18 protein-coding genes and 1 riboswitch are annotated in these 13156 nt (G+C 57.2%); of the genes, 6 read left to right on the top strand and 12 right to left on the bottom strand.

Translation table 11 applies throughout. The features are described from left to right. Positions 1-8: 8 nt before the first annotated feature. The 5 genes from ACR0AC_RS18690 to ACR0AC_RS18670 all read right to left on the bottom strand — a co-directional run bounded on the left by ACR0AC_RS18690 (position 9) and on the right by ACR0AC_RS18670 (position 3938). Positions 9-401 (bottom strand): DUF1924 domain-containing protein, encoded by a 393-nt coding sequence (locus ACR0AC_RS18690; protein WP_152460760.1) that lies wholly within the window; start codon positions 399-401, stop codon positions 9-11. Next, positions 398-1537 (bottom strand): cytochrome b/b6 domain-containing protein, encoded by a 1140-nt coding sequence (locus ACR0AC_RS18685; protein WP_152460759.1) that lies wholly within the window; start codon positions 1535-1537, stop codon positions 398-400. The genes ACR0AC_RS18690 and ACR0AC_RS18685 overlap by 4 nt, the downstream gene beginning before the upstream one ends. 81 nt (positions 1538-1618) lie before the next feature. Then, on the bottom strand, positions 1619-2962 hold the full coding sequence (locus ACR0AC_RS18680) for a sensor histidine kinase (protein ID WP_152460758.1): 1344 nt from the start codon (positions 2960-2962) through the stop codon (positions 1619-1621). Next, positions 2959-3630, bottom strand: a complete 672-nt coding sequence (locus ACR0AC_RS18675; protein ID WP_152460757.1) for a response regulator transcription factor — start codon at positions 3628-3630, stop codon at positions 2959-2961. The genes ACR0AC_RS18680 and ACR0AC_RS18675 overlap by 4 nt, the downstream gene beginning before the upstream one ends. Next, positions 3630-3938: a PepSY domain-containing protein gene (locus ACR0AC_RS18670; RefSeq protein WP_152460756.1), complete on the bottom strand. Its 309-nt coding sequence runs from the start codon at positions 3936-3938 to the stop codon at positions 3630-3632. Before ACR0AC_RS18670 ends, ACR0AC_RS18675 begins: the two co-directional genes overlap by 1 nt. Before the next feature lie 125 nt (positions 3939-4063). Between ACR0AC_RS18670 and ACR0AC_RS18665 the strand changes: the two genes are divergently transcribed. Continuing rightward, positions 4064-4381, top strand: coding sequence for a PepSY domain-containing protein (locus ACR0AC_RS18665; protein ID WP_152460755.1), 318 nt, complete (start codon positions 4064-4066; stop codon positions 4379-4381). 65 nt (positions 4382-4446) lie between these two features. Here ACR0AC_RS18665 and ACR0AC_RS18660 read toward each other — a convergent pair whose 3' ends face one another. From ACR0AC_RS18660 to ACR0AC_RS18650, 3 genes are all read right to left on the bottom strand, one after another. Next, positions 4447-4881, bottom strand: a complete 435-nt coding sequence (locus ACR0AC_RS18660) for a DUF4405 domain-containing protein (protein ID WP_170602101.1) — start codon at positions 4879-4881, stop codon at positions 4447-4449. A 121-nt stretch (positions 4882-5002) separates the two neighbouring features. Beyond that, on the bottom strand, positions 5003-6253 hold the full coding sequence (locus tag ACR0AC_RS18655) for an MFS transporter (RefSeq protein WP_152460753.1): 1251 nt from the start codon (positions 6251-6253) through the stop codon (positions 5003-5005). Beyond that, positions 6240-7268, bottom strand: coding sequence for a lysylphosphatidylglycerol synthase domain-containing protein (locus ACR0AC_RS18650; protein ID WP_152460752.1), 1029 nt, complete (start codon positions 7266-7268; stop codon positions 6240-6242). Before ACR0AC_RS18650 ends, ACR0AC_RS18655 begins: the two co-directional genes overlap by 14 nt. An 89-nt stretch (positions 7269-7357) precedes the next feature. On the opposite strand from ACR0AC_RS18650, the gene ACR0AC_RS18645 reads away from it, so the two are divergent. Next, positions 7358-7771, top strand: coding sequence for a heavy metal-responsive transcriptional regulator (locus tag ACR0AC_RS18645; protein WP_152460751.1), 414 nt, complete (start codon positions 7358-7360; stop codon positions 7769-7771). Positions 7772-8054: 283 nt separating this feature from the next. After that, on the top strand, positions 8055-8531 hold the full coding sequence (locus tag ACR0AC_RS18640) for a DUF411 domain-containing protein (RefSeq protein WP_152460750.1): 477 nt from the start codon (positions 8055-8057) through the stop codon (positions 8529-8531). Between the two features lie 211 nt (positions 8532-8742). On the opposite strand, the gene ACR0AC_RS18635 is transcribed toward ACR0AC_RS18640, so the two are convergent. Together ACR0AC_RS18635 and ACR0AC_RS18630 are read right to left on the bottom strand one after the other, a co-directional pair. Beyond that, positions 8743-8961, bottom strand: coding sequence for a GDCCVxC domain-containing (seleno)protein (locus ACR0AC_RS18635; RefSeq protein WP_152460749.1), 219 nt, complete (start codon positions 8959-8961; stop codon positions 8743-8745). A gap of 4 nt (positions 8962-8965) precedes the next feature. Next, entirely contained in the window at positions 8966-9289 is a 324-nt protein-coding gene (locus tag ACR0AC_RS18630) for a hypothetical protein (protein ID WP_152460748.1), read from the bottom strand. A gap of 145 nt (positions 9290-9434) precedes the next feature. On the opposite strand from ACR0AC_RS18630, the gene ACR0AC_RS18625 reads away from it, so the two are divergent. Both ACR0AC_RS18625 and ACR0AC_RS18620 read left to right on the top strand, forming a co-directional pair. Beyond that, positions 9435-9854: a MerR family transcriptional regulator gene (locus ACR0AC_RS18625; protein WP_152460747.1), complete on the top strand. Its 420-nt coding sequence runs from the start codon at positions 9435-9437 to the stop codon at positions 9852-9854. A 181-nt stretch (positions 9855-10035) separates the two neighbouring features. After that, positions 10036-10824, top strand: coding sequence for a transglutaminase-like cysteine peptidase (locus tag ACR0AC_RS18620; protein ID WP_254705416.1), 789 nt, complete (start codon positions 10036-10038; stop codon positions 10822-10824). A gap of 104 nt (positions 10825-10928) precedes the next feature. On the opposite strand, the gene ACR0AC_RS18615 is transcribed toward ACR0AC_RS18620, so the two are convergent. Further along, complete coding sequence (locus ACR0AC_RS18615; RefSeq protein WP_050605693.1) at positions 10929-11612, bottom strand: energy-coupling factor ABC transporter permease; 684 nt, start codon at positions 11610-11612, stop codon at positions 10929-10931. A 76-nt stretch (positions 11613-11688) separates the two neighbouring features. Beyond that, positions 11689-11901: riboswitch (cobalamin riboswitch) on the bottom strand. A 215-nt stretch (positions 11902-12116) separates the two neighbouring features. On the opposite strand from ACR0AC_RS18615, the gene ACR0AC_RS18610 reads away from it, so the two are divergent. Continuing rightward, positions 12117-12779, top strand: a complete 663-nt coding sequence (locus tag ACR0AC_RS18610; protein WP_170602103.1) for a L,D-transpeptidase — start codon at positions 12117-12119, stop codon at positions 12777-12779. A 41-nt stretch (positions 12780-12820) separates the two neighbouring features. Here ACR0AC_RS18610 and ACR0AC_RS18605 read toward each other — a convergent pair whose 3' ends face one another. Continuing rightward, positions 12821-13093, bottom strand: a complete 273-nt coding sequence (locus ACR0AC_RS18605; RefSeq protein WP_050605691.1) for a hypothetical protein — start codon at positions 13091-13093, stop codon at positions 12821-12823. Positions 13094-13156: the final 63 nt, after the last annotated feature.

Here is a 13156-nt window from a genome sequence, read left to right as displayed (position 1 = left end):
TCCTTTCCTCAGAGGCTCATGAACCAAGAAATGATGTCGGCTTTTTCCTGCGCGCTGCAGTCGCGGCCGAGAACAGAGTTGCAGTTTCGCCCAAACCATTTTTCGACAAATTTCATGTCGGTGAACCGTTCTGAATTCACGCGCGGAACCAGGGGGTCGATCGGCTTTCCGGTGCGGGCCTGACCGCCTTTTGTAGGGTCTGCCGAATGACAGGTGACGCAGGAGGGCGTATGGGGTTTTCCGCTTGCATGGTTGGCCGTGAACAGCGCCCGTCCGTTTTTCGGTGATGGGGCAGCACCCGCCTCGGCACTGTATTGATCGACCAAGGCCTGCGGGGAAGTGTCTTGCGCCAAGACAGGCTGGGACAACAGGATGGCGGAAAGAACAAGAACTGGTTTCATTGCTTAGGCTCCTTCGGAACGGAAATCTGAAAAGGGCTGAACCAGCCGCTCTCGGCATCCCTGTGACAAGCGAAACAGTTCGAGCGGCTATGGATGGTGCGGCGGGTGAATGTGCCATCGGCGAGCGACCCGTGAAGACGTTGCCAGATGTCTGTGTTCGGTAGGGCAACCGGCAGGGTTTCTTGCAAACCCGTCCAGAGGGTCGCGGGCTTGCTGTCCACAGTTTCCGCGGAGTGCTTGACCAGCCAAACGGTAATCTCGTCACCGGTCTCCTTTGGCAGAGTGGCGTCCTCACCGAAATGACTGTCCAGCTTGTCCATCATCAATTGCCAGGATGCGGCAGGACGCAGGGACGGGTGATAAGCCATGTGGCAGGCGGCGCATTCATCGCTGTAGACCAGTGCCATACTCCCAACCGGCGGGAGCGGCAGTGGGCTTTGTGACATCCTGTTGATCGCGCCGGTGGCGATGATGACAAGACCCGAGATGAAAAGGGCGGCAAGCGCCCGCTGCGCAGGCCGTGGCGGCGCAGTCAAATCCCCGGCGCGCATCTCCTTGCGCCCGGTTATCATCGACCTGGCCAGGTTCTCTCGGCTGCGGCGGCTTTCCAGAACGACACCGCCGATATGCAGGGCAATGAAGCTCAACAGCGCGAAAGCGGCCAACTCGTGAATTTTGCTCCAGATGTGGCCCTGTGATGCTGGCAAAGAGGCAGCCATCGGCCCTGATTTTAGACCGCTGCCCAAGCTGGCGACACCTGTCAAACCAAGCCCGACGATCAGGGTAAGCAATACAAAGACCATCAAGGCAGCAAGTGGATTGTGCCCGATGTGGCGCGCATGAGCCGCTCCGGCCCTCAGATGGCTGATAACCTGCCGGTAGCTTGGTAAGAACTGCGAAAACCGCGCGTAGGTAGGGCCGGTAAATCCCCAGACAGTTCTGGCAGTAACCAATGCAATGGCAAGGGAACCGGAAACCAGGTGTAGGCGAATCCAAGATGCGTCCAGCAGGAACCCAGACACCAACGCGGTGGAAACGCACGCTACCAGCCCCCAATGAAATACACGAGTGAATCGATCCCAGACGAGATGTCCGTCATAGGCCAGCCCATCAAATGGCGCGGGAACTTCTCTCATCGCTTCTGCCTCTCATCAATCTCACCAGAAGTTTGTCAGAAGCGCACTGATGTCAGCCTGATGGGGACTGTCAGGTGATTGTCAGGTAGCAGCCAGAGGCAAAGTGATCCGAACCATCAGTCCCGGATCGCGGGAGATCAATTCCAGCGATCCGCCCAGTGCCTCGGTCAATTCCCGCGCGATCGCCAGGCCAAGCCCGGTTCCTGTTTCGTCCTCGCGCACGCCCCGGCGCATGAGAGTATCGATCTTGTCTGGTGGAATGCCCGGACCGTCGTCAAGAACGCTCAGAACTGCATGCGTCGCCTGTTTGCGTGCTGATATCCTGACTTGCCGCCTCGCATGGCGAGATGCGTTTTCCGTAATCGCACCCAGAATTGCGGATAAATCTTCCATATCTGCCGCAACCACGAGATTCGCTGGCGCGTCCAAATCCCATTTCAATGCGTCGTTCAAACTGGCTTTCTGAACTACTGCAATAACGCGACTTGCAGCCTCGGTGAGATCGGCCTTCGACGTGGCGGCTCGCGTCGCAATACGAACCCTGTTCAATTCACGCTCGACATGGCGATGCATGCTTTTGACGGTGCTTTCGATTGACGCTGCGGTATCAGTCAATCCGGCCTCGCGAACACGGCGCGCATCTCCAAGTAATGCTTGAAGTGGGGTTTTCAGGCCATGAGCGAGATCGCCCGCTCTGTGCCTTGCCTGCTCGATGTCCTTTTCCCTTTGTAGGAGCAGGGCATCCACTTCGGCTGCAAGGGGACGAATTTCCGTAGGGAAATCCTCGCCCACCCGGTTCACGTCTCCCGTTCGGATCCTTGATATCCGCCGCTCGACGGAATTTAGCGGTCGAAGACCGACAATGACTTGAACCGCCCCAGCGAAGACAATAAAAAGCGCCAGAAGAAGCGTAAAAGGCACAAGATCTTCCCGGAATTCTTCGGTGCTTTTCTCAAGCTGAGAGGCATCCATGGCCACGGCAGCGCGCATCGGAACGCCTCCAAGGCGTGTGGAAAGCACAATGCTCCGCTCCATGACAAGCAGCTGGTTTTCCCCGGGCCCGGAGAGATAGTGCACATGGACGGTCCCGCTCTTCAGATGATCCGGAGGAAGATCGAGAGCGAAATCCCATAGCGATCTTGAGCGTAACTGAAGCCCCTCAACTTCGATCTGCCAGTAGAGGCCCCCAAAAGGCTTTGAGAAACGGGCATCTGCCGGAGCCGATCCAATCCGAATTTTCCCTTTTTCATCCCGCTCCACTCCTGCGAGTATCTGGTCGAGCTGGACGGAGAGGTCATCAATTGCACGCCGTTCCACATGCGAGGCAAAGAGCAGCCCCAGCCCCCAGAACGCCAGCATCAGCGCGATGGAAACCGACAGCGCAGTGGCTACGAACAACCGAAAGCGGAGAGAGCCCGTTTTCACCCATCGCCCTCCACTGCCTCCAGAAAGTATCCAAACCCGCGTCTGGTGCCGATAATGCCGGCCCCAAGCTTCTTGCGAAGTCGGGTGAGAATGGCCTCCACCGCATTGGCCTCACGGGCGTCGTCATCACCATATAGATGCTCCAAGAGCTCGGTTGGCGGCACCACGCGGTCTCGGTGCAGCATGAGGTAGGACAAAAGCCGGTATTCCAGGGAGGTCACCGTTATCGGCACTCCTCGAACAGCTACGGACATCCTGTTCGTGTCGATGGTCAAATCGCCCAACGTCTGCACAGGAGCACTATGCCCGGCAGACCGGCGCACCAGCGCCCGAGCCCTGGCCACAAGTTCTTCCATCCGGAACGGTTTGGGCAGATAGTCGTCGGCCCCAGCTTCGATCCCTTCGACCCGTTCGTGCCAAGCCCCGCGCGCTGTCAGGACCAGAACGGGCATCTGCCGGCCGTTGGCGCGCCAGCGTTTCAACACGCTCAATCCGTCCATGTGCGGCAATCCGAGATCAAGAACGACGAGGTCATAATCTTCGGTATCCCCCAGAAACCATGCGTCCTCGCCGTCCTCGGCGATTTCCACGCGGAATCCAGAGGCTTCCAAAGCAGATTGCACGTCCTTGCGAATGATCGGGTCGTCTTCGACCGCGAGAAGCCGCATTATTCGTCCCTTTCCTGCCAGCCTTCCTGCTCAACTTCGAGTATCGCACCCGTGGTGGCATCCACCATGACTTCGATCATTCGGCCCGAGCCCGTGATCAACTCCAGTTCATAGACATACGCGCCATGCTCGCGTTCGAACTCTGCTTCGAGCAGCGACGCATCGAATCTCTCTAAAACGTCCGGAACAATCTTCGAGAGCGGAATGACCTTATGTTGGCGCACTGCATCACGTGCCGCATCGTGGTCCTCGGATGCGAGGACAGTGCTGGCAAGTGTGCATATCAGAACGATCAAAGCGTGTTTCATGTAGGCAAACTACCGTCTTTCCACTGACAGTTCACTGACACGGGCTGTCAGACCGGCATCAGGCGACATTTGAGAAAAAGGAATACCGACAGGGCAATCCCGCCCAATTCATCTTGGAGACCTACATGAAAGTAATCCTCTTTGCCGCCACCCTGCTTACCGCCGCCGCTGCGGCCTTTGCTGTCAACGCCGCCACCGATACGGTCACGTCGGCGTCACCTGAGACCGTCACTTGGATGCCCGTTGGCGAGGTTGCCGCCAAGCTTGAAGCGCAGGGCTACCAAATTCTGGAAATTGAGCGCGATGACGACCGCTACTACGAAGTCGAAATGCGCGACGTATATGGATACGAAGTCGAAGCCTACCTGGACGCAGCGACTGGCGAACCGGTTCCCCACATGTCCGATACGAATGACGACTACAGCGAGAAAGGCGACGACTAATCGAAACTTCTTGTGATGATTTGACCCCCACGGCGAAGCCTCGCTGTGGGGGCGTTCATTCTGGGTCAGCCTGCCCAGAACTCGTGCTTGAAGAACTCATTGAGATCGAGCAGCCAATTCGCGGGCGGAAGCCCAAACACCGTCAATGTGACCAAAGCGATCACGAAAGCGGCTCCGATCATCGCTTCGATCCGATGCCCCTGTGGACACATCCTGTTGTCGAGGATCAGCGTTTTGAAGGTTCGAAAATGCAGCGCCGCGTGCCACAGGGAGAATCCGACAAACAGCAACGCCAAGGCGATGTGGACGTCATCCCACCCTTGCCGGTCAAGGCCCAACACCTGCCAGTCGGTGGCATTGGAGATTTTACCTATTGGAGCGAAAAACAAAATGCCTCCGCTGACCAGCATGGCCAAAAAGGAAAAGGTCACACCGAACACAGCCATGGCCCTACCAGAAATCTTGGTTTTCACGCGCGCTGTTGATTCTGCATTGGCCATTATTGCCTCCATTCACGATGCCAAAATATTAGGCCAGAAACAGAAAGTTCGCCTTGACCCATCTTAAGTTCCCCACAGAGGAACAGCGAATTGTGCGACCGTGGTGAAACAAAGTGCTATATCAAACTTGGGACAGCCGCGCCGCGATCACGACCTGACCCAGCGCGGCCAGGATCGCAGCGATGAACACGGCTTCGATGGCGATTATGCTGACCACCACGCCGCCCACAAGTGGCGCCAGCGCCGCCGGGGCCGCAAAGCTGTTAAACCACGCGGAATAGGCCGGACGGCGGTCGTCGGGCGAGATCTCCAGCAGGTAGCCGAGATAGCCGATGGTCACCCCGTTCATCATCACGCCGATCAGGAAGAACAGCGCCGCGAAACCGGTCAGCCCCGAACTCGAGACCACAAGCAGCAACACCAGCACCGGAGGTCCGAGACGCACCAGTGCCACTATCCCCAGCAGGCGCAATTTGCCCATCCGGTCGCCGATACGGCCCCAGACCGGATTCGAGGCCAGCGCGCCGACGGTCTGCGCCGCCAACAGCGTTCCGACATCCGCCGCCCCGAGGCCGCTGCGGCTGGCGGCAACGACATAGAACGGCAACGCCATCAGCGTCGCTGCGCCAAGCCATTGGAAGATCAGGAACAGCCGGAACCGGCGATCCTGTTGTAGTGTCGAGACCCCTTCGCGCAGAAATCCAGACAGATTGGCCGGGCGGTCCCGTGGCGCCCTTGCAGCGGTAGCGGGCTCACCCGCGGCGACAAAAAGCGTCGCAGAGACGATCATCAGCACCGCGCCGAGCCAGAAGATCAGCGCATAGGCCCTGAGCGGCAGCATCACGTCGAGCGCAAGTCGCAGAACGCCCGCCACCAGAACCGCCAGAACACCGCCGCCGAAAAAGCGCCAGGCCAACATACGGCTGCGGCGCTCGGACGGGATCGCCCGGCCGACGATGTCGTTGTAGGGCACCGCGACCACGCCGCTGACAAAGGCGTAGATTGTCCACAGCCCCAGCATCCCGAGCGCCAGCGGAACCGGAGGCCAATCGACCTGCGGCCAGTCGGCCCCCCACCACAGAAGCATACCGATCATCGCGACCGTGATCGCCCGCCCATAGGCACCAAGGGCGTAGAACGGCATGCGCCGATCGGTGCGCTCGGCGAGGTAGCCCACCGCGAACTGGGGCAGCAGCCAGCCAAGACGCAGGACCGTGCTGGCATAGCCCACGGCCAGCGCGCTACCGGTCAGCATATGCACCAGACTGGCCACCACCGTCGCGCTGTCCACCGCCGCCGACCCGCCCTGAAACACCGCACCAGCACCGGCGATGCGCCAAAATCTCGTGTCTTCGGGATTACGCCTTGCCATTCGCCGCCTCTGCCTCCGCCCGGGCGCGGCGGATGTCGATGCCGCTCTGCCACAACACCGTCAGGCCGATCCCGACCACCAGAAGGATCGTCAGCACATAGTTGAACAGGATCATCAGAAGGGCGGTTTCGTCCGGAACGCCAAGCACCTTGAGCGCGAACCCCGCCCCAAAGACAAAGCTCGCCGGGATGCGCACGAAACGACCCAGAACCATGGCGAACCCGGCAAACACCATCAAGAACAGGTAATCCCACGCGCTCAGCACCACGCCAACCGCCAGCCCGGCCCACAGGAAATGGGTTGTCGCCACCAGCTTACCCGCAATGGCTGCGGCAATGGCGGCGATGCGGCGGGCCCGTGCCTGTGGCCAGACGATCCCTTCACCGAGCGCGGTGCGCAGATACGCGCCATCGGCCCCGATGCGGGCGGCAGCCCAGTCGAAGAGTCGGCAGACCAGAGGGTCCTCGCTGAGAAGTGACGCGCGGAACCGGAACAGAACCCAAAGCAGGCTGCCGAAAAGCATCAGGTTCAACAGGCCCGCAACGCTCAATCCCAGCCGCAGGTCACCCTCGATCTGTGGAATCTGGCCGGCGGCGGCCACCGCTCCGGCAAAAAGGGCGAAAACGACGCCGTCGAGGAACCGGGCGATGATCGCGGTTGCAAGCACGGTCGCCATCTTCAGGCGGTCGAGCCGGGCAACCAGCCAGGCCCGGACCAGCGGGCTGATGCCGAGCGGGACAAGGACATTTGCGCCATAACCTGCCAGTAGCGCCCCCGTCAGCCGCAGGGTGCCGACCGGTTTCACGTCGAACAGGATCTGCCTCCACTTCCAGCCGCTCATCAGCTGCTCCAGCAGGATGGTGGCGGCAAGAATCGCGATCCAGAACATGTTGGCTCCGCGCAGGCCCTGCAGAAACAGCGCAAAATCGAGGCTGCCGTAGAGCGCAAACACCAGATAGAGCGCCAGGGCGGAGCCGAATATCGGCAGCAGCCACCGTTTCAGGAAGGTCCGCATTTGACATCCTCGCAACCACCAAGACCCCAATGTTTTAACCTCCGTATCATGATACGGTGTCAAGATGACGGTGACGGAGGGAGACCGCGATGCAACCACTCAAGATCGGCCAGGCCGCGCGCGAGACCGGGATAGGCGTCGAGACGATCCGATTTTATGAAAGGAAGGGCCTTGTCACTCAGCCGCCGCGCCCAATTGACGGCGGCGCGCGGGACTATGGTGGTGACACGCTTTGGCGGCTGAAATTCATATCCGGCGCTAAGAAGCTCGGATTTTCGCTGGCAGAAATCGCGGAAATTCTGGAGTTGCGCACGGCACCAAATACCGAGTGCGTCGCGATGCAGGCCAGAGCGCGCAAAAAGCGGGACGAAATTCAGGAACGGATCGACGGGCTTGCACGGTTGAGGAACAATCTGGACGAGCTGATCGCGGCGTGTCCGGGGCGTGGTGGAATTCAGAACTGTTCGATCGTGGGTGCCATAGAACGCAGCAGTGAGAAATAGGCGCAATTCCGGCCTTGAACGGAGGGTAGCGGAGTTGCTTGCGAACCGGGTTATTGCCAAGCAGGACCCAGAGCGGCAGGTGCAGCGAAAAAAGGAGAGCGAGGGTTCCGTTTCCGAGCAGAGTTTGCGTCAGATCATTGTGAGAAATCCCTGCGTCGCCCAGAAAGCCATATCTGATGAGTATCGGAGGGTGACGGACAAGTCGGCCCTGTAATGCGGTCCAGCTTTAATCCTACCGGTGCGATTTTATATCGGTTTAAAACAAGTTTACCCAAGAGGGAACATGACAATGAATAACCTGAGCCGCCGCCGCTTGATGCAAGGAGCCGCGGCAATTGCGTGCAGCGCGGCGCTTCCCGCCTTAGCGAAAATCGGTCCCTCAATCCATGTCCTGAAGGATCCGAATTGCGGGTGCTGCGGATCGTGGATCAAAATCATGCGGGCGGAAGGTTTTGAAGTAGGCGTGGAAAACAGTGCTTGGGAGGCCTTGAACGCTTACAAAACTGCCAATGGGATTCCGGAGGGCATGATGTCATGCCACACGGGCCGCGTGGAGGGCTACATGATCGAAGGACACGTCCCGCCCGCTGACATTCGGCGCCTGCTGGGCGAACACCCGGATGCCGTCGGACTGTCGGTTCCGGGAATGCCTTTCGGCTCGCCAGGCATGGGGCCGGAAAGCGAACGCGAAGCTTTTGACGTCTTCCTGATCCGCAAGGATGGAACCACAGAGGTGTTCGCCAGATACCCGGCCGCATGAAGTTCCGATGGCGCTGGCAAGATCCTGAAAAACGCGGCGCTCGCTTCTTCTGCCCGGTTTACGTGACATTCTTCACGGCAAACCAGTTGATCCGTGACTTCACGCCTGCCTTGTCCTACCGGGCAAGTTCCAGCTTACGGTGAAAAAATACCCGCGTCCGCAAAGCCTGATGACCGGCTTTGCGGACAAAACCGACATCCCGGCCGCCGTATCAACCGCAGCATTTGTAGCCCGCCTGAATTGGCGGGCATGGAGCCGATCCGTAGGAACAGTAGACGCAGCAATCGCCGGGAAGTGGCTTCAGGACTTTTCCGCAAGATGTGCATTCGTAGAACCACTGGCACGCGTCTGTTGGCATCGTTTCAGGCCTTGAATGTCCACATTCCGGGCAGATGATCGTGCTGACAAGGTTCGGGCGCTTTTCACTCATGGCGTCACATCAAGGTTATCAGGAAATCATTTATTCGGATTTCGTTGAGCACGATAACCCAAGCGATGGCCGTCAACGCAAAACTGCCTGTCAGCCACCATTTGAGGCGGTCGAGCGAACCACGGCGATACGCGACGATGCCAGAGAGAAACAGCAGGGCCGTCGAACCGCCGAGCACGTAATAACTCGCGGCGGCGATCTTGCCGAATACGGCCAGCCAGCTCCCTCCCAAGCCAAGTAAAATCAAGGCCATCGGCAAGATGCAGCAGGTCGCAACGCCAAGTGCGGTAAACGATCCAATAAAACTCGCGCCAACAAACTTGCTCATGGTCAGCTTTCTCCGGCTTTGACGAACTCGAACGGAAGCCGGTTCGACTTCCTCGATTCTTGCTTCGCGCGGTTTGTGAAATTCGACATCATGACCGACAACATGCATCCTGTAGTAGCTACAGGTTCAAGGGAAAGGTCATCACATGATTGCGATTGGCGAAGCGGCGAGATTGATCGGTCTGTCGGTCGAGACGATCCGCTATTACGAACGGGAAGGCATAGTCGAGAAAGCCGGTCGAACCGCCTCGGGACGCCGCGCATACACGGAACGGGAAATCTCCGAGCTCAGATTCATCAAACGCTGCCGCGATCTTGGCTTTACCATTCAGGATGCATGCGCACTTCGCGAATTGTCCAAAGCGCCCGAGCAAGCTTGTCGTGACGTCGAATACGTTGCAACAAGACATCTCGACAACGTCAGGTCAAAAATCGCCGCCCTCCAACGGTTGGAGCAAGCACTGGCAGAACTTGTGCAGACCTGCACCGAGGGTGCGGCCTCATGCCCCCTGCTAACGGCGTTGCTCAACGAGCCTTTCGTCAAAGATGTCATTAGCGGCCACTAATTGCAGCGCCTGGAAAACCGAAACTGGCTATCTCAGCTTGCGGAGGAGCGGCTTCATTGTCCCGGTATTCCGTAACCCTCAGCGATGACGGCCGATCTCTGTTGTATTATTGTTGAATGAGAGAATTGCGATCAGCTTACCCTCTAATTCGCTCTGTTAGCTATGCCGGGCTGGTGATGGCGTGGATGCTCTGATGCTGTCAACTAAGGAAGAAATACCAAAGAATCTGCAAATTTTTGCCGCTTTACCCCTAGAGGCTAAGAAGCTGTTGCAATTCCCCAAGCACATGAAGGCTTGGAATAAAACACATTGGCCGGGGAAGTTTGGATACTTTAGAGGAACGAGCATGGAGAAGGCAGATATGACAAATCCCACTTTAGTTCAGGGAGTGTTATCGAAAAACCTGCTGGGTTATCTCCCAATGGTCTGTTTTATATGCAGCTTTTTTGTGTCTGCCGCTACATTGCAAGCCTCTGAGCTTCCCTCGATCGGTCTTGACAAAAAGATTGGAGCGCCATCCGGTGCCAAATCACTGTGCAAAGACTACTCGTGGGCGTGCGCGAGCGCTCGTAGCTCTGGTCTGTCCGTGGCAAAAGAAAATCAGATCGTTAAAACGATCAACACGCGCGTCAATCGGAGAATCCGAGCAGTTTCGGATCAAAGCCAATATGGGACAAAAGAATACTGGACACTGCCGACGCAAGGGTCAGGAGATTGCGAAGACTTCGCTTTGCAAAAGAAGTTTGAACTTGTGCAGAATGGTTTGGATCCTACGAAGCTACTAATTGCGACTGTCTTGGACACCAATCGCAATGGCCATGCTGTTCTAGTCTATCGCTCGAGTGAAGGCGATTTGGTTCTGGACAATGTTACCAACAGGATCAAAACGTGGAAGGAAACGAGGTATCTTTTCCTACGAATACAGGACCCGATTCACCCTGATCGTTGGGTACAGGTTTTTAGTGGCTAAAAACAATGTGGCGCGCCCTCGAGACGCGCCACAATAATCTTTGGAGCTGCGACTACCGGTTTTTTCGCGGCAACCCAATTTTAGGACACCGCTTCAAACTTTGGTCAAGCTTTCGCAGCGTTGTACAAACGCGGAGTCACCAGACCTGTACTGTTCAAACCGCGCATCGCCTTGGCTGCCGCAAGCACTGCCAGATCAGCAATCGGCTCAATGACGATTACCAGCATATAAGCACCGCCAAAGGATAGAACCGAAGCCATGGTTTCTGCGCCGAAACCCTGGCCGTAGAAGGCCCAGAACCCAACCCATGCGACTACTCCTCCCTGATACGTCGCACTCAGCGCAAGAGCTTGGCCATATTTGAGGTCAACATATGCTGTGCCGGGAGCGATGATGCGGCTGGCCAGTGCTTGTAGCGCAAATAGCGGCACCAGCAGAGTGGTCAGGTTGATGAAGTACTGCGGAAGATCGAACGGGGCAAAAAAAACACCCTGAATCAGGAGACCAGCTGCCAATCCAAAAGCCGCGGGTGCAGCACCGAGAAGCAGAAACAGCGTCGACCCCAGGATGAAGTGGACTTCAGAGACACCAACCGGGAAATGCGGCAGGACTTCGAAGAAAAGGAAAACCCCAACGGTGGCGAGCACCGAGCGCATAGCAAAAGATGCAGGTCCATTCGCACGCAATGTGGAAAACGTTTCTTTCGCTGCGTAAGTAGCCGCACCTGCGGCGGTAACATAGGAAAGCGCGATTTTGGCACCATTCACGATGCCCGGTTCGATATGCATGTTCTTTCTCCCTACCGCCTCACCCGGCGGCTTGTCAGGTTGAATCGACCGTAAGGCCGACAGGTTCAGTCTGGGCATAGCCCGGCGCTTTACGGCAGGTCTCCTGACTCGCGGGTGCTCGCTCCGCCAACCTTCCCGGTTCCATTACGAACCAGTGGTGTCTTGGCATCGCTCTCCGCTCACAGTTGCGGGGGCAGTTACGGAATTGGCGCCATTGAAAACACCGAACCGTATTCCCTTTTAATCCTTTTGGCTTCCGCCATCAGGAACCGAAAACAATTCACCGCTACAATGGCGGCTTCGTTTCTGTCAAATGTCTTTGCGACCTAGTCCGAAGTAGACTCGACCGATGCAGGATTCACGCAACCGGCGACATGGTCCATTAGGTAAACCAAGCGTTACCTGAAACCTCTTGAAGCTCTAGCTGCTAGAGGCTTTAAGACTCGAATTTGATCGCAAAAATGCGATGCAACCACATTACACTTGTGAACCAGGACGAGACTTATGCTGACACGGCGCCATTTCATTCAATCAACCACAGCGCTATTCTCGGCGTCTGCGGCCAGTCCATTGATCGCCAAAACATGGCCAACCTCGTCGCAAAAGACCTATTGGGACAGCCAGGTCACGCCATTTGACTACGATCCAGCGACCTCAAATCCATGGGGCGTTCATGACCGTTTTTTACCACGACGTGTCGTAGCAAATGATGGTTTGGTTCCCGGTGACATCCATGTCGATGCCGTCGCGCGCTATCTTTACCATATCGAGGAAGGCGGCACAGCAATGCGCTATGGCGTAGCGATCGCGCGTGGGAACCTTTACGAGCCCGGTACCTATGCTATCCGGCGCAAGGTCGAATGGCCACATTGGACGCCAACGGCTTCAATGATCGAGCTCAACCCCGAATACGCGGAATTCCGGGATGGCATGGAACCCGGGCCAAGTAATGCTCTCGGCTCTCGAGCCCTTTATCTATACGTTGGGGATCGAGATACTTATCTCAGAATCCACGGTACACCTCAGCCCAGAAGCATCGGTGGTCGCGCAAGTTCTGGATGTGTTAGAATGATCATGGCCCATATCAATGATCTCTACCCACATGTAAAAATCGGCTCGACCGCATACTTATACTCGGCCGAAGATAGCGTCACAGCCCGCTCATAAATTTTGGGCAGCGCAGGTGGATGTCGCTGCCCTCTTTTTTATCAGGCGTCACGCGCAGCGCAGATCGGGGCGCCATTCGTTGCGCGCAGTGGAACCAGCGTCGTCTCGACAGGTCCGCTGTGCTCATACCAAAAGCAGTTATCTTCTGGCATAAGGCGCGCTGTGGCCAGATCTTGCCCCGGTTCTGCCAGCGCAACAACTGAATCCGGCAGGTTACCTGGTTCGAATGCTTTGCTTTTGCCCCCTGTGAACTGGGCTGAGCAACCGGCAGTAATCGAGACTAACGTGATGGTAATTGCGATCCGTTTCTGCATTGACTTGTTCCAAAATTTATTACGTCTTCTGCGACTAAATTGCATCCACGCGACCGGCCCGCA

This window comes from Ruegeria sp. H7 (genome assembly GCF_056532945.1).
This window is presented reverse-complemented; position numbering and strand designations above follow the sequence as displayed.

What these genes read in the sequence shown, in the direction of transcription:
- ACR0AC_RS18665 (WP_152460755.1), top strand. Translation starts at nt 4,064, where the DNA reads ATGAAAGTAATCCTCTTTGCCGCCACCCTGCTTACCGCCGCCGCTGCG.
- ACR0AC_RS18685 (WP_152460759.1), bottom strand. Translation starts at nt 1,537, where the DNA reads ATGAGAGAAGTTCCCGCGCCATTTGATGGGCTGGCCTATGACGGACAT.
- ACR0AC_RS18650 (WP_152460752.1), bottom strand. Translation starts at nt 7,268, where the DNA reads ATGCGGACCTTCCTGAAACGGTGGCTGCTGCCGATATTCGGCTCCGCC.
- ACR0AC_RS18690 (WP_152460760.1), bottom strand. Translation starts at nt 401, where the DNA reads ATGAAACCAGTTCTTGTTCTTTCCGCCATCCTGTTGTCCCAGCCTGTC.
- ACR0AC_RS18645 (WP_152460751.1), top strand. Translation starts at nt 7,358, where the DNA reads ATGCAACCACTCAAGATCGGCCAGGCCGCGCGCGAGACCGGGATAGGC.
- ACR0AC_RS18605 (WP_050605691.1), bottom strand. Translation starts at nt 13,093, where the DNA reads ATGCAGAAACGGATCGCAATTACCATCACGTTAGTCTCGATTACTGCC.
- ACR0AC_RS18610 (WP_170602103.1), top strand. Translation starts at nt 12,117, where the DNA reads ATGCTGACACGGCGCCATTTCATTCAATCAACCACAGCGCTATTCTCG.
- ACR0AC_RS18625 (WP_152460747.1), top strand. Translation starts at nt 9,435, where the DNA reads ATGATTGCGATTGGCGAAGCGGCGAGATTGATCGGTCTGTCGGTCGAG.
- ACR0AC_RS18670 (WP_152460756.1), bottom strand. Translation starts at nt 3,938, where the DNA reads ATGAAACACGCTTTGATCGTTCTGATATGCACACTTGCCAGCACTGTC.
- ACR0AC_RS18635 (WP_152460749.1), bottom strand. Translation starts at nt 8,961, where the DNA reads ATGAGTGAAAAGCGCCCGAACCTTGTCAGCACGATCATCTGCCCGGAA.
- ACR0AC_RS18655 (WP_152460753.1), bottom strand. Translation starts at nt 6,253, where the DNA reads ATGGCAAGGCGTAATCCCGAAGACACGAGATTTTGGCGCATCGCCGGT.
- ACR0AC_RS18615 (WP_050605693.1), bottom strand. Translation starts at nt 11,612, where the DNA reads ATGCATATCGAACCGGGCATCGTGAATGGTGCCAAAATCGCGCTTTCC.
- ACR0AC_RS18660 (WP_170602101.1), bottom strand. Translation starts at nt 4,881, where the DNA reads ATGGCCAATGCAGAATCAACAGCGCGCGTGAAAACCAAGATTTCTGGT.
- ACR0AC_RS18675 (WP_152460757.1), bottom strand. Translation starts at nt 3,630, where the DNA reads ATGCGGCTTCTCGCGGTCGAAGACGACCCGATCATTCGCAAGGACGTG.
- ACR0AC_RS18630 (WP_152460748.1), bottom strand. Translation starts at nt 9,289, where the DNA reads ATGAGCAAGTTTGTTGGCGCGAGTTTTATTGGATCGTTTACCGCACTT.
- ACR0AC_RS18640 (WP_152460750.1), top strand. Translation starts at nt 8,055, where the DNA reads ATGACAATGAATAACCTGAGCCGCCGCCGCTTGATGCAAGGAGCCGCG.